General features: G+C 41.3%; 18 protein-coding genes, 1 pseudogene, 1 CRISPR repeat array and 1 riboswitch. Of the genes and pseudogenes, 10 read left to right on the top strand and 9 right to left on the bottom strand.

Annotated elements, in window-relative coordinates:
- Positions 1 to 227 (top strand): hypothetical protein (locus I6E49_RS03135; protein WP_235400391.1); only part of this gene is annotated, 227 nt, incomplete at its 5' end.
- A gap of 88 nt (positions 228 to 315) precedes the next feature.
- Here I6E49_RS03135 and I6E49_RS03140 read toward each other — a convergent pair.
- Positions 316 to 3,018: a TlpA disulfide reductase family protein gene (locus I6E49_RS03140; protein ID WP_235400392.1), complete on the bottom strand. Its 2,703-nt coding sequence runs from the start codon at positions 3,016 to 3,018 to the stop codon at positions 316 to 318.
- A 305-nt stretch (positions 3,019 to 3,323) separates the two neighbouring features.
- On the opposite strand from I6E49_RS03140, the gene I6E49_RS03145 reads away from it, so the two are divergent.
- The 3 genes from I6E49_RS03145 to I6E49_RS03155 all read left to right on the top strand — a co-directional run bounded on the left by I6E49_RS03145 (position 3,324) and on the right by I6E49_RS03155 (position 8,396).
- Positions 3,324 to 4,232: an AEC family transporter gene (locus I6E49_RS03145; protein WP_235400395.1), complete on the top strand. Its 909-nt coding sequence runs from the start codon at positions 3,324 to 3,326 to the stop codon at positions 4,230 to 4,232.
- A 111-nt stretch (positions 4,233 to 4,343) separates the two neighbouring features.
- Positions 4,344 to 7,055 (top strand): valine--tRNA ligase, encoded by a 2,712-nt coding sequence (locus I6E49_RS03150; protein ID WP_235400396.1) that lies wholly within the window; start codon positions 4,344 to 4,346, stop codon positions 7,053 to 7,055.
- A 189-nt stretch (positions 7,056 to 7,244) separates the two neighbouring features.
- A complete protein-coding gene (locus I6E49_RS03155; protein WP_235400398.1) occupies positions 7,245 to 8,396 on the top strand; it encodes a clostripain-related cysteine peptidase in 1,152 nt (383 codons plus the stop codon).
- A 154-nt stretch (positions 8,397 to 8,550) separates the two neighbouring features.
- On the opposite strand, the gene I6E49_RS03160 is transcribed toward I6E49_RS03155, so the two are convergent.
- The 4 genes from I6E49_RS03160 to I6E49_RS03175 form a co-directional block, all read right to left on the bottom strand.
- Positions 8,551 to 8,799, bottom strand: coding sequence for a hypothetical protein (locus I6E49_RS03160; protein WP_235400400.1), 249 nt, complete (start codon positions 8,797 to 8,799; stop codon positions 8,551 to 8,553).
- Positions 8,798 to 8,902: riboswitch (SAM-I-IV-variant riboswitch) on the bottom strand. Its footprint overlaps the gene before it by 2 nt.
- A gap of 89 nt (positions 8,903 to 8,991) precedes the next feature.
- Positions 8,992 to 9,417, bottom strand: a complete 426-nt coding sequence (locus tag I6E49_RS03165; RefSeq protein ID WP_235400401.1) for a hypothetical protein — start codon at positions 9,415 to 9,417, stop codon at positions 8,992 to 8,994.
- Between the two features lie 26 nt (positions 9,418 to 9,443).
- Positions 9,444 to 10,034 (bottom strand): Panacea domain-containing protein, encoded by a 591-nt coding sequence (locus I6E49_RS03170; protein ID WP_235400402.1) that lies wholly within the window; start codon positions 10,032 to 10,034, stop codon positions 9,444 to 9,446.
- A 460-nt stretch (positions 10,035 to 10,494) separates the two neighbouring features.
- Positions 10,495 to 10,716: a hypothetical protein gene (locus I6E49_RS03175; protein WP_235400403.1), complete on the bottom strand. Its 222-nt coding sequence runs from the start codon at positions 10,714 to 10,716 to the stop codon at positions 10,495 to 10,497.
- Between the two features lie 728 nt (positions 10,717 to 11,444).
- On the opposite strand from I6E49_RS03175, the gene I6E49_RS03180 reads away from it, so the two are divergent.
- The 5 genes from I6E49_RS03180 to I6E49_RS03200 all read left to right on the top strand — a co-directional run bounded on the left by I6E49_RS03180 (position 11,445) and on the right by I6E49_RS03200 (position 16,147).
- Complete coding sequence (locus I6E49_RS03180; protein WP_235400404.1) at positions 11,445 to 12,992, top strand: hypothetical protein; 1,548 nt, start codon at positions 11,445 to 11,447, stop codon at positions 12,990 to 12,992.
- A gap of 125 nt (positions 12,993 to 13,117) precedes the next feature.
- The gene (locus tag I6E49_RS03185) at positions 13,118 to 13,396 is read left to right on the top strand and encodes a hypothetical protein (RefSeq protein ID WP_235400405.1); all 279 of its coding nucleotides are present in this window, start codon (positions 13,118 to 13,120) and stop codon (positions 13,394 to 13,396) included.
- A gap of 135 nt (positions 13,397 to 13,531) precedes the next feature.
- Positions 13,532 to 13,807, top strand: coding sequence for a hypothetical protein (locus I6E49_RS03190; protein WP_235400406.1), 276 nt, complete (start codon positions 13,532 to 13,534; stop codon positions 13,805 to 13,807).
- Between the two features lie 2 nt (positions 13,808 to 13,809).
- Complete coding sequence (locus I6E49_RS03195; RefSeq protein ID WP_235400408.1) at positions 13,810 to 15,135, top strand: zinc-ribbon domain-containing protein; 1,326 nt, start codon at positions 13,810 to 13,812, stop codon at positions 15,133 to 15,135.
- 175 nt (positions 15,136 to 15,310) lie between these two features.
- A complete protein-coding gene (locus I6E49_RS03200) occupies positions 15,311 to 16,147 on the top strand; it encodes an RES family NAD+ phosphorylase (RefSeq protein ID WP_235400409.1) in 837 nt (278 codons plus the stop codon).
- A gap of 14 nt (positions 16,148 to 16,161) precedes the next feature.
- On the opposite strand, the pseudogene I6E49_RS03205 reads toward I6E49_RS03200, so the two are convergent.
- Positions 16,162 to 16,832 (bottom strand): annotated as a pseudogene (locus I6E49_RS03205) (phage integrase SAM-like domain-containing protein); the annotation flags it as partial.
- 377 nt (positions 16,833 to 17,209) lie between these two features.
- Positions 17,210 to 17,688: a CRISPR direct-repeat array (repeat unit 30 nt; unit sequence GTTCTAATCGTACCTTTATGGAATTGAAAT).
- 599 nt (positions 17,689 to 18,287) lie between these two features.
- Here I6E49_RS03205 and I6E49_RS03210 point away from each other — a divergent pair.
- Positions 18,288 to 19,634, top strand: a complete 1,347-nt coding sequence (locus I6E49_RS03210; RefSeq protein WP_235400410.1) for an ATP-binding protein — start codon at positions 18,288 to 18,290, stop codon at positions 19,632 to 19,634.
- A gap of 151 nt (positions 19,635 to 19,785) precedes the next feature.
- Here I6E49_RS03210 and I6E49_RS03215 read toward each other — a convergent pair whose 3' ends face one another.
- Genes I6E49_RS03215 through I6E49_RS03225 form a run of 3 tightly spaced genes read right to left on the bottom strand, consistent with a single transcriptional unit; the run spans position 19,786 to position 20,986 of the window.
- Positions 19,786 to 20,334 carry a hypothetical protein gene (locus I6E49_RS03215; protein WP_235400411.1) on the bottom strand — a complete coding sequence of 183 codons (549 nt, stop codon included), beginning with the start codon at positions 20,332 to 20,334 and terminating at the stop codon, positions 19,786 to 19,788.
- Entirely contained in the window at positions 20,331 to 20,834 is a 504-nt protein-coding gene (locus tag I6E49_RS03220; RefSeq protein WP_235400412.1) for a DUF6169 family protein, read from the bottom strand. Before I6E49_RS03220 ends, I6E49_RS03215 begins: the two co-directional genes overlap by 4 nt.
- Positions 20,831 to 20,986 (bottom strand): hypothetical protein, encoded by a 156-nt coding sequence (locus I6E49_RS03225; protein ID WP_235400413.1) that lies wholly within the window; start codon positions 20,984 to 20,986, stop codon positions 20,831 to 20,833. Before I6E49_RS03225 ends, I6E49_RS03220 begins: the two co-directional genes overlap by 4 nt.
- Positions 20,987 to 21,067 lie beyond the last annotated feature (81 nt).

A 21,067-nucleotide genomic window follows, 5' to 3' on the forward strand; every position in this document is an offset into this window, starting at 1 on the left:
TAGACAAGGTCAAAATGGACTTTGCCTTCTTTGCCATTGCCTTTAATATAAAGAAAATGGTGGCAAAAATGACTAAGGGAGGTCTTTTCTCTTATTTGAGGGCTTATTTGACCCATATAACGCCATATAAATTGTTTACAAGGCTCCTTTTCGTAGAAAAACAAAAACTCGTTGTACATCCACACAAGAACGTACAACGAGTTTTTTATTTATATTGGGAGTTTTGACACGCCCTCCTATGTGCTTTTGGGGCTTTCAGCCCGTTTTGTTTGACTTTTGACACACCCTCTTTGTTTATTGCATAATCAGCTTAATTCATTTCAGTCTGAACTCTGCCTCCAACTCTATCTCCATTAACGTCGACACGCTATATACGCCCTCCGAGAGTCTGCCACTTTCATAATAGCTTCTCTTGTATGCGTCGCCGATATCCTTCAGATTCCATGAAGTCGGAATTACGAGCAAAATTCCCTCACCAGGCATTATCAGTCCGTTAGCCTGCATCCATTCATAAGCTTTCGTCGTACCTGATCGCGTCAGAGGATGACGATTTTGTGTTTTTGCATCAAGAATACTTGGAAGCCCAGACAAACGACACGTGTTCTGTGTATGGTTAATAACAATCATACGTATAGAGTCTGACCGTGACGGCAGAACACGACACTCGAAAGCCCCACTCATACTGCCAGTCGCTGTCGGAACGATACTGTCGGATGTCAACTTAAAATGCGGATTTATATTAAAATGCACTTTCTTGCATAATTTGTAAGTACCATTTTTCAATGGAGTGGCAAACTTATTTGAGGAGAATTCCATTTCTGCAGACTTACCTGTTGGCAACTCATAGCCAAGATCAGTGAAACCACCTTTAAAAGGCATTCTACCCCATCCTTCTGCATTCTTTTTATATACTTCAAAGCGATTTCCATATGAGCTGTTCGGACCATGCATGTTGGCCATTGTATAACAGAAACTGCTTTCATCACAATTTGCTACACTGTCTTTCATCGTCAACGTATATGCCATATTGCCCGTAGTGGTAGCCCCTAACACTCGGTAGAACATAGTGTAATAGCTACGGTATCTGCCAATCGGAGTGATTCGCAACTTGCTTATATCCGTATACATTGCAGACGCAAGTTCTTCTTTCAACTTCTCCACTCCAGGAAAGCTTGTTTTCTGATAGGTTATCTTTCCTTCTTTATTTACCACGAAATACGTAGGGATGCCTGAGAACTTATATATTTTGGCAAGAGCGTCAGCCTGTTCTTCAGTCAAACGCACATGCACACCACTTATTGTCTTTATCATCTTGCCCCATTTATCTACAGGCGATGAGGCATCGGCTATATAAACATAAACGACATCAGTAAGTTGCTCTTTCAATGGACGAATGGTAGACATTGCAGCTCTGCACGGCATACACCACGTGTTCCAGAAATCAATGAGCAGACGTTTGCCTTTATACTTATTTATAATCGTGGGCAATATCTGTTCGGCTGACATCTTGGGGTCTATGTCAATAATACTAAATGTAGAATTTTGATTGGCTGATTTTTTAACTTCAGCAAGAATATTGTCGGCTGAAGCAAGCTGTGACTTCAAGTCTTCGTTATTGGCAAAAAGCAATTCGCGCACCATATCGTTAGCTATGCTGTCATGAGCCGCTGCCATCTGTTGCTCGGTGAGAGGACGCTTGCGATTAAACGAACGACTTAGACGCTTGCCCACAGCGATATCGTCAAGCAACGGGTCGGCAGATATATATTTACGACGAAGGGCAGACGTGAAGTCGCTGAGATAAAAATAATATCGTTGGTTCTTGGAGTGAAGTACAGCGAGTTTTTCCAATGGCTTGAAGTAAGACACGGTGTCGATACTCATGTCGGCACGTGGCACACCTCTTTTACCAGCTATCATTGGGGCCATAGATATATTGTTCTTAAAGCCAAACAGAGCCGAGGCATAATTCATAGACAGGATGCTCTGCGCCAATGTTCGGGTGGCGGAGCCAATAGCTGCATTGGAATTGATGGCTGCCAACAGTCGTTCATAACTCTGCTGCACATAATCGCGGTATTGCAACGGTGTCATACCACAAATATCATCAAAGGATGTAACGCCAAGCACATCAATCTTTGTCTTTACGCTCTGCAATTCGGTATCTACAGCAGCGTGTTTGCCCTCAAACCACACATATTTCTTTACGTCAGAATCAGTTGCAAAAAGGTGTGTAGCGGCAAGAGTAAGTGTTGGCAGGTCGATGGTTACGGTTGTTGTGTCATTAGGTACGGCAAGAAATGGTATCTCCGTTCTGTTTACACGTATTGTTGCTACAGTTGGCAATATCGCATTGGCGCTGACTTGACAGGTGCCATCTACGCTTATAGAGTCATGTTCGTATGGCATGCGGTATGGCGAGAACCAATTATCCACAATAATATCAAGCGTGGTCTTGTATTCTGGTTTATATCCAAGCAAGCGCACGGCTACAACAGTCTTGCCAAGATTAAGATCGGTTGATGGCAACTTGCTGTTCTTATCAAGCGCTTGCTGCAGTAAGTGTTGCGGAATATCGGCGTGCGGACGTTTGCCATCGAGACGCACACCATAAATGTTCCAACCAGAATTGTCGGCTGTTTCACGAAAGTCGAACTCTGTTGTTGACTCGGGCATTGGTTTAAAGCGCAATGTGGCTGCAACATATCCACATTCGGGCACTTTCACAAATACTCCCTTAGGCAACTGCTTGCTGCCTATATAGTCATATTTCACTCCATTTGCCATAATGTAGGCATGCGAATCGATGCCTACATCGCCACTCGCCTGATAGATTTTCACGTCGATAATGGTAGCCTTCTTGTCGAGCGTCACACGCTCAATCTCTAATTTGTGATTGTTTGAGCCTAAGAAGTAAGGCCGCTCAACTACTCGCTTGGCTTGTGCCGTCGTAGCAACAAGCAACATCAGAAAGGCAACAAGCGATAAGGCTTTCTGAAGTGAATGCTTTGTGTTCATGTTATTATTGGTTTTGTCTGCATAATAATATAATGATGCAAAAGTATAAAAATAAATCCACCGGCAAAAACAATAGAAATGAAAATGTAGTCCTTTTGCCCTTCAAATGTAGTCCTTTTGGTGTGCAAAAGGACTCCTTTTACAGGGCAAAAGGACCACATTTGCAAGCCAAAAGGACTACATTTGAAAAGCAAGTGAAATCATTCATCATAAAAACAGGCTTTTTCTGAAAGACTTTCACTAACTTTGCACCATATATAATATGTATGCCGCCGATTATCTGACGACAATAAAACAATAGGTATATGGAAAACATCGAAGTAATGGTGATACTTTTCATCATTGTTGTGCTGGGCTATGCATTGTGCAATCTTGGCTACATGGGCGACCGATTCGACCAGAAGTTATCGTCAATAGTTATCGACCTCACCTGTCCGGCATTGATTCTGTCGTCGGTAATGGGCAATGAACTGCCCGACCGTACATTGATTCTGCCTCTGTTAGGCGTAGGTTTCCTGACTTATATCTTGCTGCTTATATATGGATTCTGGGTGCCACGCCTTGTAAGCAAAAACCGTGACGAACAAGGCATGATAGGATTTGCACTGATGTTTGCCAACGTAGGATTCATAGGCTACCCGATAGTTTCATCCATCTTCGGTCCGAAATCAATATTTTATGCAGCCCTGCTGAATATGCCCAACACCTTCTTCATATTCACGGCAGGAGTTATGCTGGTAAAGGGCGAATACAGCATCAAGAGTCTTAACTCAAAAGTTCTGTTCTCGCCGGCTATGATAGCCGCCTTCATTGCAGCGCTTATTGTGGCTTTCGGCATTCACACGCCCGACATAATAGCTCGTCCTGTAACAATGGTGGGCAACATCACCGTTCCGGCTGCACTGATGATAATAGGCTCGTCGATGGCACGTCTGCCACTGAAGGACATTATAGGCAGTCCGAAGGTTTACGTGGCTTCATTCTTGCGACTTGCCGTTGTCCCCATATCGGTTTATTTCCTGTTTAAAATATGTGGTGTGAGCGACATTATCAACAACATCAACACTGTCGTCATCGCTATGCCTGTAGCCTCATTCGGCACGATGTTCTGCATGAAGTATGGACGCAACCCGTCGCTTATGACCGAGATTACATTCATAACAACCGTGGCATCCATACTCACAATACCACTGATAACGATGTTGTTCAGATAAAAATCATTGGTTAAGCAGTAGCTATATGACTTTTATTTTGAGCCAATTGCCGTTATCCCACGCTTTTTTACTAATTTTGCAGTTCAAAAGAAACATAATATATAACACTATATGGAATTAGCATCTAAGTACGACCCACAAGCAGTGGAGTCGAAATGGTATCAGTACTGGCTTGACAACAAGCTCTTCAGCAGCAAGCCAGACGGACGTAAGCCCTACACTATCGTTATACCGCCGCCTAACGTGACTGGCGTGCTACACATGGGGCACATGCTCAACAATACTATACAGGACATTCTCGTGCGTCGTGCACGTATGGAAGGCAAGAACGCTTGTTGGGTACCGGGCACCGACCACGCTTCTATCGCTACTGAGGCTAAGGTGGTAAACCGCCTCGCCGAGCAGGGCATCAAGAAGCGCGACCTTACTCGCGAGCAGTTCCTTGAGCATGCTTGGGACTGGACCAACGAGCACGGTGGCATAATCCTCAAGCAGCTGCGCCGTCTTGGAGCAAGCTGCGACTGGGATCGCACAGCATTCACTATGGACGAGAAGCGCTCGGAGAGCGTACTCAAGGTTTTTGTCGACCTCTATAAGAAGGGACTCATCTACCGCGGACTGCGCATGGTGAACTGGGACCCTAAGGCTCAGACCGTACTTTCTACCGAGGAGGTGATCTATCGCGACGAGAAGAGCCATCTGTTCAATCTGCGCTACTATGTGGCTGACGCCGATACAAACCCTGTTGTGCCTACAGGCTGTGAGGGTGAGGTTCTGCATCAGGATGCCGACGGCCGCTACTATGCCGTTGTTGCCACCACACGTCCGGAGACTATCATGGGCGATACTGCCATGTGTGTCAACCCGAAGGACCCGAAGAACCAGTGGCTGCGCGGACATAAGGTTATCGTTCCGCTCGTAAACCGTGTTATCCCTGTTATCGAGGACCGCTATGTTGACATCGAGTTCGGTACCGGTTGCTTGAAGGTTACCCCTGCACACGATGTCAACGACTACGCTCTCGGCAAGACTCACAATCTTGAGACTATCGACATATTCAATCCCGACGGAACTATCTCAGAGGCAGCCGGCATGTACGTAGGTATGGACCGTATGGATGTGCGCAAGCAGATTGCCGAAGACCTGAAGGCAGCCGGCCTGATGGAGAAGATTGAGGACTACGACAACAAGGTGGGATATTCGGAGCGTAATCAGGACACTGCCGTTGAGCCACGTCTCTGCAAGCAGTGGTTCCTCTCGATGAAGCACTTTGCCGACATCGCTCTGCCTCCAGTACTCGAGGGCAAGATTAAGTTCCACCCGACAAAATATGTAACAACATACCGCAACTGGCTGGAGAACATTCAGGACTGGTGTATCTCACGTCAGCTCTGGTGGGGTCATCGCATCCCGGCTTACTTCCTTCCTACTGTCGAAGGCGAAGAGGAGAAGTATGTTGTAGCACTCACTAAGGAGGAAGCTCTTGAAGAGGCTCGCAAGATTGAGGGCTATGAGAACATCACAGCCGACCAGCTCGTTCACGACGAGGACGCTCTTGATACATGGTTCTCGTCATGGCTCTGGCCTATCTCGCTGTTCGACGGCATCAACAATCCTGGCAACGAAGAGATAAAGTACTATTATCCTACTTCTGACCTCGTAACAGGTCCGGACATCATCTTCTTCTGGGTAGCCCGTATGATTATGGCTGGCGAGGAGTATATGAAGGATGTGCCTTTCCGCAACGTTTACTTCACTGGTATCGTGCGCGACAAGTTGGGCCGCAAGATGTCGAAGAGTCTCGGCAACTCGCCCGACCCAATCGGTCTTATCGAGAAATATGGTGCCGACGGCGTACGTATGGGTATGATGCTTTCGGCTCCTGCAGGCAACGACATTCTCTTCGACGAGAGCCTTTGCGAGCAGGGACGTAACTTCAACAACAAGATATGGAATGCCTTCCGACTCGTTAAGGGCTGGCAGGTGGCTGAGGGTGAGCAGCCTGAGGCTAACGCTATTGCAGCCAAGTGGTTTGAGGCTAAGCTGAAGCAGACCTATGCCGAGGTGAACGACCTCTTCTCTAAGTATCGTATCTCTGAGGCGCTGATGGCTGTATACAAGCTGTTCTGGGACGAGTTCTCAAGCTGGTATCTTGAGATGGTTAAGCCGGCTTATGGCTCACCTATCGACGCTACATCATACAATCAGACTCTCGCCTTCTTCGAGACTCTGCTTAAGATGCTGCATCCGTTCATGCCGTTCATCACCGAGGAACTGTGGCAGCACATCTACGACCGCAACAATGGTGAGTCGATTATGCGTGCCGAACTGAAGCTCGACGCTCCTACCGAGGATGACAACAACATCGCTAACGCTATCGAAAGCGTTAAGCAGATTGTAGGTGGCGTGCGTACAGTACGCAACCAGAAGAACATCCCCAACAAGGACGCTCTCGTGCTGCAGGTAGTTGGTCAGAACAACTTCGAGGCTTACTCATCGGTTATCACCAAGATGGCTAACCTCTCGGCTATCAATGTTGTGGCTGAGAAGGACGCTACTGCTTCGGCATTCATGGTAGGCACCGACGAGTTTGCAGTTCCTCTTGGCGATATGATCGATGTTGAGGCAGAGATTGCCAAGCAGGAGGCTCAGCTCAAGCACCTTGAGGGATTCCTCGCAGGTGTCAAGAAGAAGCTCTCTAACGAGAAGTTCGTTGCTCACGCTCCCGAGGCTGTTGTAGCTATGGAGCGCAAGAAGCAGAGCGACTCTGAAGAGAAGATTGCTGCGCTGAAAGAATCGCTTGCAGCTTTGAGAAATAAATAAATTATAAGCCCCACCCCCTGCCCCTCCCCCGTAGGGAGGGGAGCGGTATGTTCTGTAGCTCAAATCATTTCTGGTGTTTCATACACTATGGATTTCATCTATTGTAGATTTCTTTATCTAACAAAGCATATCACTCCCCTCCCTGCGGGGGAGGGGTTGGGGGTGAGGCTTTTTTATCTTTTTTACTATATGCTTAAACATTTCTTCTTCCTACTAATTTCTATCATCACCCTCGCATCTTGCAGTAGCGATGATCCCGACGGCCCTACTCCACCCAAGCCATTCGTTCCTACAACTGCCGCCAATACTGTGTTTGTGTGTATGCCATATACAGGTGATTCAAATCCGTTCTACGGTGCTCTGCTCGACAATATCAAAGATATGGAGGAAGCCATCAAGGAGAACAAAGGATTGGACGATACTCATCTGATTGTTTTCATATCGAAAGATTATAAGGAGAGCCACCTTATCAACATCGGCTACGAGAATGGCAAATGCCGACGCGACACAGTGAAGACATACGACAATGCCTTATACACTACAGCAGAAGGCATCAGCTCTCTGCTTGATGATGTGAAGAAGTATGCTCCTGCCAGTGTTCAATACTCAATGATTGTGGGATGTCATGGCGAAGGATGGATGCCTTCAAGCACCCGTAGCACAAGATGGTTTGGCGGAAGCAAATACCAAATCAACATTTCTGACTTGGTGGATGGCATAAAGAACGCAAACATGTCGATGAACTACATATTGTTCGATGCTTGCTATATGTCGGCTGTAGAGGTGGCATACGACCTACGTGACGTCACCAAATATCTCATTGCATCGACAAGTGAGATGATGAGTGCTGGTATGCCATACAAAAAGATATTGAAGCATATCATCAAACTCAATCCTGACTATGCTTCGCTGACAAAGGATTTCATCGACTTCTACAAATCTAATTCCAATCCATACGGCACTATTGCCGTAACCGACTGTGCATACTTGGCAGATATGGCGGCACTGATGAAACAAATCAATTCAAAGCATACTCTTACCGATGCCGACAGCAAAGTGCAGGACCTTGATGCCGGACACCGCACGCCTACTGTCTACTTCGACTTCGGCAGTTATGTCAATGCGCTGTGTGCTGACGATGAAGGCGCAAAGGCACAATTCAGCTCATTGATGAACGAACTTGTACCATACAAGGGTTGTACAGATTATATCTACTCTGATTCTGACGGAAAGAAATTGAAAGTAAACGAATTCTCAGGACTAACAATTAGCGACCCGTCACAAAATTCATCTGCCATTAATACAAAGAAACAGACTGCGTGGTGGAAGGCAACGCATTAATTGAAAATACATACTAATAAAAACGACAATAGAGACAAATGGCAACAATCTTATGCGATATGGCATAGTAGTTATTGTTGACCTTTGTCTCTATTGTCGTTTTTGTATTATCTTCAACGGCATCATCAACAGTTTAAGATGCTGCTAAATGATTTTATTTTCTGATTACCAGACTGTTGTTGTCCAACCCAACATGATGGGCAAAAGAAATGGCGGTGCCGTCGAATACTGCCGACACGTCGATGCCACGGCGCACAAGCTCGTCAATAAGAGCCCGGTCATGGGCTGCACGCATGGAGTTGAAACCACGATTTCCTACCTGACTATTGAATGATTCAACAAGTGAAGTGAGTGTTGTTGCTGCAAAACGCGCAGCAAAATCGTTGTAAAATGAATTGTTCATAAAGACTTATTTTTGAAATTAAACTTATTTCCACATCGTATCTTGACCACCGTGGCTGTCGTGCTCGGTTGGTGCAGATTTTAAACTGCTCTTGATGTTTCGAATGCAAAGGTATAAAGAATAATGGGATGGACAAAGAAAATCAAAGGAAAATCTTCTTCGAAAATAATGCATATAACAAAGCCAATAATCTTATATAATACCAAACTCTCTTAGCTGCTTCTTATTTACGGTTGGACTCTCTTTTACGGTATTGAAAATCAGCTCCATCATTTCCGTATCTGAGATTTCGCCACGATAAGTACTTTTATTGAATTTACTTCTCTTTGCCACAATATTTTTTGAACAGTTTATAAACGAGTTGTGCTCCAAATATGAAAACTGCTCAACCGTTACCGGCAACTGATAGTCTGTAACTGTTGCGGGCAAATTATAATTGATGTTTGAGTTTATTACTAATCCACCAATAACATTTCCTTCATTATCAAAACCAAGGATGATAAAGAATTTATTGCGTGTAGCATCTCCTGCCTTGGGAGTAATACCATTCTTTTGGTCAAGGTTGAGTAAGTGAACATCTCCGACATTAAGGTTGTCTTGTGCTAACTTGTCAGCCATATTCCCTAATAAATCTCCAAAATTCGTCATGACAAAGCTGCCTCCACCAATAGATTGTCCTTTATATATTCTATCATATCATCAGATGCCATGCCATCTTTTGCCATGCCAATAATATCCATGACCTTACGTCCCTGCTGTGCATAAGCACGTTTCCATTCTTCGCCATGTGATTTTGCACGTAGCTCACCGTATGGAAGATTTACGTTCTCACAGATAGACTTATCTAAAGCCTCTATATCTGCTTTTGACAGGTACTCAACATCTGGTTGACGATTAGCTTCAAGCATATAATAAGCATCGTCAGTTCCTTTAGAAATGGAACTGTTTATCATTGCTTGCAATTCTTTATCACACTGTGGGTCACCCTTTATACAATTATAAAGAACTGAAGGTACTGGTCCATCAGGCAATGCACAGAATTCGTCAGAAACCATAGGAAATCCATATTTTGCCAAATATGAAACATTAGCAAAATATATTACCTTGAACACATGGTAATAGTCTAACCCTTTTGTTTTGTTCAAAATGTATAGTAAAATCTCTGTCAGTTTCTGTTTGTCGAAGTTCGTCATTTCAAATGCCATTTTATCAATTACAAAATTAACACTTATCATGCATTATGCAAAATTTTCATAAACTTTTTACAAAATATTATATATTCAGATAGAAGCGCATCCGTTAGTAGCATAAGTCCACCAGCTTGGTATACAAATTCAATTCTGCAAGCTATACGTTACAAACTGTAACGGTTTGAAAATGCTTATAAACAAAAAACGCCTCGCACGATTTGAGCATTGTTAAGAGGCTTGGCGAGGACTGACGCTGCAAAGATACGAATAATCATTGATAATACAAACTTTTGAGCAAGAAAAATCATACAAAAGTAGATTTCTTTGACATATTTATATTTAATAATCACTAGTGTCTCGTTTCCTTATCAAGTTGCATTTTTGGGTCGATGGCATAGTCCTTGATGTGTTGCATCAGTACCTTTGCTGCTTATGCCATGTCCTCCACAGGCAGATTGCTGAAGTCATTAACAGCCTTTTTGTAACCGCTGTAAAGTCCGTCACGCTAAGCATCGGCTGTAGCGATGTCATCGGTCAGCATACTTTTTTGCGAAATCTTCAAGTCCTCGTCCTCCTGCTCCATGGCAGCCTTTAGCGAGACAATCTGTGTGCTGAGCTTACTCTTGATTGTCGCATCGGCCTCAGCACGAGCCAATACGTTCGAAATGAACAAAAAGTGAGCACCATTGTTCAAGCGCTCCAAGCTAAGAGTTGCGATTTCACTCATAGTTTGATAAAGATTTGAAAGTGAATAATGTGGAAACACTGTCGCCGTCGCCCCAGACATATAGCCGATACCACCACAACATTGTTTCCGTTAACTAATACTGTTTGGAATCAGCCAGACACATTGTTTCCACATCCGCCCCGTTCCGTCAGGACACAAAAACAGCGTTTCGTGCACCATTCCGTATGGAGTAATGCAAGAAACGCTGTTTCTGCCATCTTCCTCTTCGGAAAAAATGCAATCATAGTGCCACAATTCCTTCGTGCACATTTCCGGCACATTAATGACACCGTTTCTCGCTTTAAACCGACAAGAATTGCCACAATGTCAGCCGTATTCTGCCATTTTAATGGCAATATAGCGTTAAATTTCATATTTTTTCGCTTCATGAAGTCCATAAACCGTTGAAAATCCATATTTTTTTAGTAATTTTGAACCTGCATTCGCATCATAGCGTTTGCAGACATAATTTGGAAGTGCATTCCATACTTTGTTCTACCTTGTGAAACTTCGACAACTTCACGCAAAAGCATCAGGACAAGTAGAGGAAGTACTCCCTTGGCTCTGTAATATCACTACCCGATATACAGTCAAGGTGAGGCTTTATCTATCTTGTTTGTTGCTTGGGCAGTCGAAGGCCTCACAGGTGAATGAGATACGATGAGGTCTCACTTCTTTATATGGATATTATTTTAATGATAATTCATAAACTTAAAGATTAACAGCATATGAGAAAGTTTCTATTCCTTCTATTAGTTTTAACCATCAGTTTAAGAGTTTGTGCCCAATTTGCTCCTGCAAAAGGGAAGGTTATCATGTTCTATCCTATTTCTGATGCTATTCGTAACAGCGCAAACGGATATGATTGCTTCTATTCTACCGATGACGCTTATAGAAATGGAAAGATAAACTGCAAACCCAAATTACGATTTAAAAAGAACGAATTCAATCTTACGCCATATGAGGAAATTGAGAAACACACATTTACAGTTCTTGATTATTATATAGAAAATAAAGACTCAAAAAAGATAGAAAAAAAAACTTGTATCTGCTTTCTCAAAAGAGATGATGGAGAAAAGATGTTCTTGCGCATCCCTTATATTTGTCAGCAAGAAGATAATATAATTACCAGGTCTTTCTTGATTCCCAGAACAACAAGTATAGACATACCATGTTGCTATTATGATCAGTACAAGTATATAAAAAAAGATTATCAACAGCAAAATGTAGTAAATTATCCAGAAGTGACTCGGTCATTCAATTATGAGAATAGTAAAAGAGACGATTTAGATAAGAAATTATTTACAAACCATTTGAGTTTTTTAGGAAACAAGTTACCCAAATACTTCTCAAAAAGATATGGTACTGTTTTCTACTGTGAACAAGTTTCTTTTGAAAATGTCGAAGGGTATGCATTCAAACAACCAATCTGTAGATTTCGATACAATGAAGGACAATTGATTGTTCCTATGTTTGATTTCAGAGGAAGTGGAGGGGCTTCCTATGGTTCTAATTACACTGTCCTTCAGTTCTTTTCTAATAAAGAACAACTACTAAACGAGAAAATGGCAAATCTGAATAAACGTGAGTTATCTATCGTTGGTGACACACTTTATTATGCCCAAGAACTTAAATCAAAATATAGTTATGAGACCTTAAGAGATGCTCTGTGCATTCAGTACAGGAATAGCGAGAATACTTATAAAGTAAAGAGCAACATTCCTTATAAATGTACTAGAATTGATTTAGCTAATGAATTTGCGACAGATTATTCATGTCCTTCTTTGTATGCTATTTTAACAGATCCATCCGGCACTGAAATTCAGGTACCACTGATCAAATTAGCATTTAAAGAAAAATATGACTACGATGAAATGTTCAAAATTGCATCAGAGGAAAAAGCACGTCAAGAAGCATGGGTCTTGAAAAATGCAAAAGAGCAAGAAGAATTAGATAAGAAGATTGCAAAATATACCCCAAAATACGGTAAGGAAGGTGCTAAGGTTATAGCTAAAGGATATTGTAGTGAAGAAGATTATGCACACTGGAAAAAGCAGTATGGAGAAAGAACCGCTGTTATGATTGCAAAAGGATTGTATGATGTTGGTTTTCCTAAATCAGCTTTCTATGTTGCGATCAATAAAGACTATATAAAACTAATAGCTTCTTACAGCGACCAAACAGGTTCATATGAGGTTATTCAGCATCGTGAATTTAATCCCAAATATGTTACATTCAGAAATGGAAAAATTATTAGTATAACAGACTTTTATTAAAAACATAATAATACATTTTAGAAATTATGAACATCAAATTATTTGTAATCTTTTTCTCCTTGTTATTTACATCTGTTTACTGTAATGCAAAGAATAGTGTATATTCTTCTACAAAAACTGAACTTGTGACTCAGAAGAAGAGTAGTAAGGCAACAGGACTCAATGGAACATACTATTGTTCAAAGACACGTGAGTATTATATCTTCAAGAGTGACCACACAGGTTCTTTTGTGACGGGTTCTGTATCTTCAAAATTCCGTTGGTCACTCAAAGGTAGTTTTGTAATACTGACTTACTCTAACGGAGGAAAGACCGAACTTCAGTACAATCGCAGTAGTGATTATCTCTTGGAAAACTCAAGTATGCTCGGCACACTCCTTTACGAAAAAAGGAAGTCAAGATAATAAGACATGCAGAAAGTTTGCTTTTTTATAGCATCATTACTTTATTTATACAATTGTAGTAATATTAAGAACGAGCCGGTTAGAGTAAATCAACCCGACTCGATTTCTTATTCATTCGTAATTCAAGTGAACGAAGTGGGTAATTACCTTGTGTATATTCCCGATGAATCTGAAAGAATAAAAACATCACAACTGATACCTTCAAAGGTTTCTATTTCCGATTCTATCTGGGCAGTACAACTAACAGACATTGATATTTGTATTAAAGCATACAAAAAAGTGACTGCAAGCAACGATGTTAAGATATACATTGAGGCAGACAGCCAAGCAGAATACAAAGTAATCAAGGAACTAATTGAATATTTACAAGACACAGGCAATTCAAACTATTATCTTACAACCATACATTAGACATGCGAAAAACATCAGTTTCAATATATGACACAAAGGAGTTGTTAGAATCATGGGATTATAAGTCAAATACACTTGATCCTAAGATTACTAGTAACAAAAGTTCACAAAAAGCATGGTGGATATGTAAAAAATGTGGAGCTTCGTATGAACGAGGAATTAAGGAACAGAAGAAAAGTATGGGATTATGCAAGGTCTGCACAGCGAAAGAAACAGCAAATCGTGTTTATCTTAGCAATCTGAGAAATAAAGGCTCCGTAAAAAGTAAGTATCCTGAAATGGCGGCAGAATGGGACTACGAAAGGAACTTTCCTGTGCGACCAGAGCAAGTTTCTTGTTGCTCTGCGGATAAATATTGGTGGAAATGTCAAGAATGTGGACACAAGTGGTTCACTAGTCCTAGTGCAAGGTTTAGTAATGGTAAAGTACATGGATGTCGGAAATGTAGCTTCTCAAAAAGCGTTGAAACAAAACAGAAAATAGATCTCAGTACCATTGGTCCCCTAACAGTAACACATCCAGAAATAGCCAAACAATGGGATTATAAAAAAAATGGCGATTTAACACCTGATGCTGTTACAAAACGATCCATTAAACGGGTTTGGTTTAGATGTGCATTTGGACATTCCTATAGACAGATGATTAGTGAGAAAATTCGCGAAGGATTAGGTTGTCCTAAATGCAGCCAAAAAACCTCGTTTCCAGAACAAACTATAGCTTTTTATTTAGGTCAGTTTCTTGAAGTCAAATCTGATTATAAGCATAATGGATATGAACTTGATATATATATCCCAAAACTTAATGTTGCGATAGAATATGATGGATATAGATTTCATAGTTCCCCGTCAAAAAGACAAAGCGATAAAAAAAAGGATGAATATTGTTTAAAAAACAAGATTAAATTAATCCGAGTTAAGGAACTTCCAAAACATACAAACAAATATTTGTCAATCTATGTTTCACCTACAAATGATGAGTGGAAAAAACTTATTAACGACTTATGTTCTGAATTAGGAATTGACAATACATTTGATGTAGATATAGAAAGAGACAGGTGTATTATTTATTCTAAAATTACTGGAAAAAATTATGAATCATCATTTGCATGTAAAAGACCTCATTTGCTTCAATTCTGGGATAGCTCTAAGAACTACAATATTAATCCAGGGACTGTTAGTAATGGAACAAGAATGAAATTTTGGTGGATATGTCCCTGTTGTGGCAAAAGTTATGAACGTTCTTTGAATAACCAAAAAAGAGAAAGGCCTTTATGCATCGAGTGTGCCTATGAGAAGGCTTTACAAACAAGAAAAGATAAAAGAAAGTAAGACTAAATAGGTAGTCCGTATTTTATAGTATCTTCTTGAGGTGTTTTTAACATTAGATTTGTAAGTTTGGTGTTACATAGGTAAAACACTTTCTAATTTTTTTTACCTACATTATAATGGCATTAGGTTTATATAGTCAACACATCAAGTAACAGTAATTCAAAAATCCAGCATCATGTGTACAGAAGAGTTAAATGACGTAATAAAAAGAATAGATGGATATGAAGAAAACATCATATCGTCAAAATATGATGAATATGAGAAGTTTTTTATGCACTTCCCAATTATAGTGGCAGCACCTATAGACTTTTCATTTCCAGTCTTCAGAGTAAGACCTGTAGAAGACAATGTTGATGAGTCAAGTCCATCATCGTTTTCATACAAGCCACAAAAGCTGATACCCGCAATGAGCAGACTTAACTTAAAAGGAGAATCTGTCTTTTATGGTTCTATATATCCTCAGACTGCAATAAAAGAACGTGGAATAAAGCCTAATAAAGAATTCTACATGTCAAAATGGATAATCAATAAAAGAGACTTAACCTTATATAGATTATTCAATCATGAGGAATTAACTTCAAACGAGAAAGCATCTACAATAATAAACTATGTTGACTCAGTCAGAAATGATGACACAACAAAATTGCTATCTCTGATATCTGAGAAACTGACATCTACTATTAACGAAGCAAACAAGTATAATTTTACTGCATTATATGCGAGTTACGTGAGACGAAATCGCATCTTTTACAAGTTAAAAGATGAGGAAGGAAACAAACGAAATGTATCAATTGATGGCTTTCTATATAAAAGCATCAAAAGTGATAACCCAAATGAACTGAACATTGCATTGTTTCCTGATATTATTGATAATTGGGGAATATTGGATTCTGTTTATAAGTGTTCTGTAAATGAGTCATTTGACATAATAACAGGTTACAAGGGGGTGTACGATGGTACAGAAATAAAATGGAATAACTCAAAGTTTCATTACAGATTAGAACGTCCATAAGATGCTTTTGAAAATAGAAGCTCTTGCTGTGACAGATGTTCCTTCTCCGTTGGTATCGTGTCTATTCTGTCAAGGAAGCCATTAGGGTTCTCCTTGATTTTGCGGTCACGATAGGCAGTGTGGAGTACTGCACGGAAGGTTGAGTTTCACTCTTCCTTCTTCGCACCTCGGCAATTCAAACGAGTTTGATTGCACTCGGTTTGGCGTCGGTTGACCAATAACCTGCAGCAGTGTTGGTGTGCAGTTTCTTTTCAGTGCGGTGTATCTGTGGTGTTGTCTGCAGATACTCCATGAACTTGACACAGAAGTCAACGGTGATCTCTCCGAAGGTGCACTTACCTTCAACGAACCTCTCAAAGTACTTGTACACGTTCTCCCACTTGGTGTTCTTCTCTTCTGCCTTCTTCTTGAAGTAGGCAAAGAAGTCACCCTTCTGCTTTTCTTTGTCAAAGAAATCGTATCGCTCATTGACGATACTCTCAAAACGACGGCAACGGATGGCTTCTGCCTTTTCCGTCATGTTGTCGTTGTAGTCACGCTCGCGCTGGTTCTTAGGCTTGGAGTAGATGTAGATGCCGAGTGACTCATGGCGGATGACTTTCATCGTGCTCTCGTCACGATAGCCTGGATAATTTGCTGTTCTTTCTTCCATTGCTCGCAATTCACATTTTCTTGTCGGTCTCATACTCTTTGATATTGCTATGTTCTACATACTTTGAGTATTCCAGCGATGGAGTAAACGGAAGTGAACCATTGATAACCTTTGTCAACCCAGTCCACGATATAACGCTTTTTGCTTATCAACTTCAAAGATGTCATCCATTGTACTCACTCGTAAACCCTTGTCAACTACATTCACGATATGACAAAATAAAAGCTCCGCAAATTCTCCACGGTAGAAATACGATGCAAAAATATGTAGGAAATCGGGAACTGCTAAAAAGCACTCAGAAAGTGTTAAAAAACAAAGAGTATTGAAAATCAAGACTTTATGTTTGGTTGTTCATAGTAAGTTACGGTTAGTTATAAGGCTCTAAATACAAATGAAGGAAGATACAGCAGGTTCTAATCGTACCTTTATGGAATTGAAATGAAGATGGATTGACTGAAGAGGAAGTGAAAGCCTTGTTCTAATCGTACCTTTATGGAATTGAAATAGTGAGATTGAAGTTGTAGATACCGTCAAGGTTGGTTCTAATCGTACCTTTATGGAATTGAAATTGAACAGGAGCTTTGAAAGAAAAACCGTTCTGGGGTTCTAATCGTACCTTTATGGAATTGAAATAGAGTCTGCGGCGTGTCTTTTACTTTTGAGAGAAGTTCTAATCGTACCTTTATGGAATTGAAATATAAGACGAATGGCAAGGTGAACACCGACCATCGAGTTCTAATCGTACCTTTATGGAATTGAAATGCCGACAAGACACGTCCTATGATGCAGCGCATTGTTCTAATCGTACCTTTATGGAATTGAAATCTGTGCAAGTTCATTCTCTTGTTCTTCTATTGCGGTTCTAATCGTACCTTTATGGAATTAAAATGTAACTATTCAGCGAATGCCATAGCATAGCTGAATAGTTACGTGACGTATTATATGACAACAAAAACTATAAAGCGATGAGTTCAACTATAATTCCCCTCGTTCCTTCTTCATTCGCTCTTCGATACATCTCCATTATGCTTTCGTTATACCTCCGTTATGCCTCCGTAATACCTCCATTATGCCTTCGCTTCGTTAACGGAGGTAGATCGAGTTCACTACGGAGGTAGATCGAGTTCACTACGGAGGATGAACGAAGAACGAACGAAGGAACAACGGAGAAGGAAATGCTATATCAACAGCAAACGCTGTGACGACACAAGACTACGACTAACATTGTTGCGAATGTGAGCATAGGCATAGACATAGTAAGCGACATGCTGACTAATCAAGATATGCCTCCATCTCAGCCTATACCATTCCAGCGCAACGGAAGTAGCGCCTGCATATATTTTAGGAACGCTTCACCACGCTTTGCCTATACTTTAGGCAAGTTCCACTTCTATTTTGCCTATGTTTTAGGAAAGATTCACTCTGATTTTGCCTATGTTTTAGGAAAAAAACTGTATCTTTGCAACACGAATCAATAGTATAACTATTATGATACACAGACTATTAATCGAAGATTTGACCGAATGGAGCAAACGCAAGAATAGGAAGCCCCTTGTATTACGCGGAGCACGACAGGTTGGAAAGACTACTCTTATTGACGAATTCAGCAAGCAGTACGACTGCTATATAAAGTTGAATCTTGAGCAAAGTAGCGATGCCAAGGCATTCGGCATATCAGACAATGTAGCTGAAATATTCCAGTATATATGTCTGCAAAAAAAGATTGTTGCAGACAAAAGCAAACGCACATTGCTGTTCATTGACGAGATACAAAACGAACCTAAAGCCGTAGGACTGCTCCGCTATTTCTACGAAGAAATGCCATGGCTGCACATCGTAGCTGCCGGGTCAAGGCTACAGACACTTATAAAGCAACGCATATCATTTCCGGTAGGACGTGTGGAATACATGTCGCTACGCCCATGTTCGTTCCTCGAATTTTTGAACGCTACAGCTAACGAACCTTTGGCAGAGATGATACGCCAGCTAAACGTCTCGCCTATCTACCACGATATGCTCATAGCCCTTTTCAACAGGTATACGCTCGTAGGAGGAATGCCAGAGGCTCTTGTAGAGTATGCCACAAATGAGGATGTCTCAAGGCTTTCGCCAATATACCGATCATTGCTTAACGGTTACAACGAGGATGTTGAGAAATATGCAAAGAACGCCAATCAAGTGAACGTGATACGCCACTTGCTCACACACGGATGGACAGAGGCTGGACAGACCATTACGTTCAACCGCTTCGGCGGCAGCAACTACACGAGCAAGGAGGTACATGAGGCGCTTGAAGTGCTGCAAAACGCATTCCTACTCAGTCTCGACTATCCAATAACAACAGTGAAGGCTCCAGCAATACCTGCACTTACACGACAACCAAAACTGATATGGCTCGACTCTGGAATAATGAATTTCTCGGTTGATATACAGACCGAATACTTACAGAACAGTTCGCTGCTTGATATATGGAAAGGACATGCTGCAGAACAGATTGTAGCCCAAGAACTACGCATTGTGCTCGACCGCAACTACAGAAACGAGCAGTATTTCTGGGTTAGAGACAAAAAGGGAGCCACAGCCGAAGTTGATTTCGTATGGCAGCATAACGCCACTATAGTACCTATCGAGGTGAAGTCGGGTACTAATGCCCACCTTCGATCACTGCATTCGTTTATGGACACAACAGAAGCAACCGACATCGCCATTAGGATATGGCCCGGCAAATACGGCATAGACGAAGTGACTACTCCAAACGGTAAAACTTTCCGACTGATAAATCTTCCGTTCTATTACGTGGGAATGCTCGACATGATACTTGACAAGAACTTATAAAAATCGTAGAACGATTAATTTGCGGCAAGTATACTTCGCCATGTCCATCGTCGGAGAACTGACAGATAACTGGTAGACAACTGATAGATAGCTGATAGATATCCTGACAAATCAGCTATCTATCTGCCCTTAACTATTTGATTCATTACAACTAATGCGTAGGCTGACACTTCTGACACATATATTCTTCTATTCTCTTCATCACCTGCCGCCATGCCGAGCGCAGTCCAGGCGACAGAGGCTCACAACTTATCATTTCAAGCGTTTGACGCAGTTCATTAAGCAGTTCGGGCCAATAGCGCATTTGCTCGTAGGCAAGCTTGATGCATTGCGCTCTAACGGCATAAGGCGACTTGGGGTCAGCGAGTTGCGTCAGGCAGAAGTCTATGAAATCGGTACGGATGGCTTCTTCATCGAATGGTTGGCGAAGAAGCAGATTGAGCATTAGACGAAGCTTTGTAGCATCCTTCTCATTCAAGCAACGGTCAATAAGCTGGTCGTGCTTGGCATAGAGCCATTCATTATCAGCCAACGCGAAATGCGTGAATACCCACAGCGCATTGGTTGCTACACGGCGGTCGTCGTCCAACGTCAATTGGTAAAGTTGCTCCTTAAGACTGTTGTTACGCCCGCCTTGGGTCAAGGCGCATAGCTCATGGATGTCGGATTGGAAGAGGCGGTGATTAAGTTGTAGCTTCATGGTTTATGGCTTAATAACTGAGCTGTTTCAGAGAATTCATTAATCAATTTTGTCATATCAGGATTGTCATTCCTGACAATTATTGTAGCTTCATTAACCACACCGTCAGCGTCTACCAAAGACGTACTCATTGTTGAATAGCATAACTTAGCATGTGCCCCTTCAAACCAATGTCCAAACAAACGACTACGCATAGCCTGCTTTCCGTCACCTGTTGAACATATATAAAGCAACGCTGCTTGATTTTCACAAAAGAACTCTTCAACTATTGACATTATTGTATCCTTCATCTTTGTATCACGTGGAGACTTACGATTGTTAAGATTAGCAATAATTAGTTGATAAGCACCTTCCTGTATTATCATGTCATCATACATAAAACTGACAGCAAGTATCACATCATTATCAGTAACAAAACGATACGACCCATCATTTTCAAATAACCTAACATGGTACGGAGACTCTGAATTAATCTTATCTACAGAAAGAACATTAATCATAATACGCTAAAGCTTTTAGCCTCCTTACCTGTTTCTTTGCGATACTCGTCGCGCATACTCTTCTCCAATTCCGCTACAAAAGCTTTCTTTTTTTCTAAAGAAGCTTGAAATCTTCTCAGAGCTTCTTCTCTCGTTAATTTCTTTGTTTCCATAGTTTAATGTCTTTACCAATATTCTATAATTTGCAAATCTACAACATTAAATCCAAACAGCAAAATCTTTTTATAAAATGT

The sequence above is a fragment of the Leyella stercorea genome (assembly GCF_021531655.1).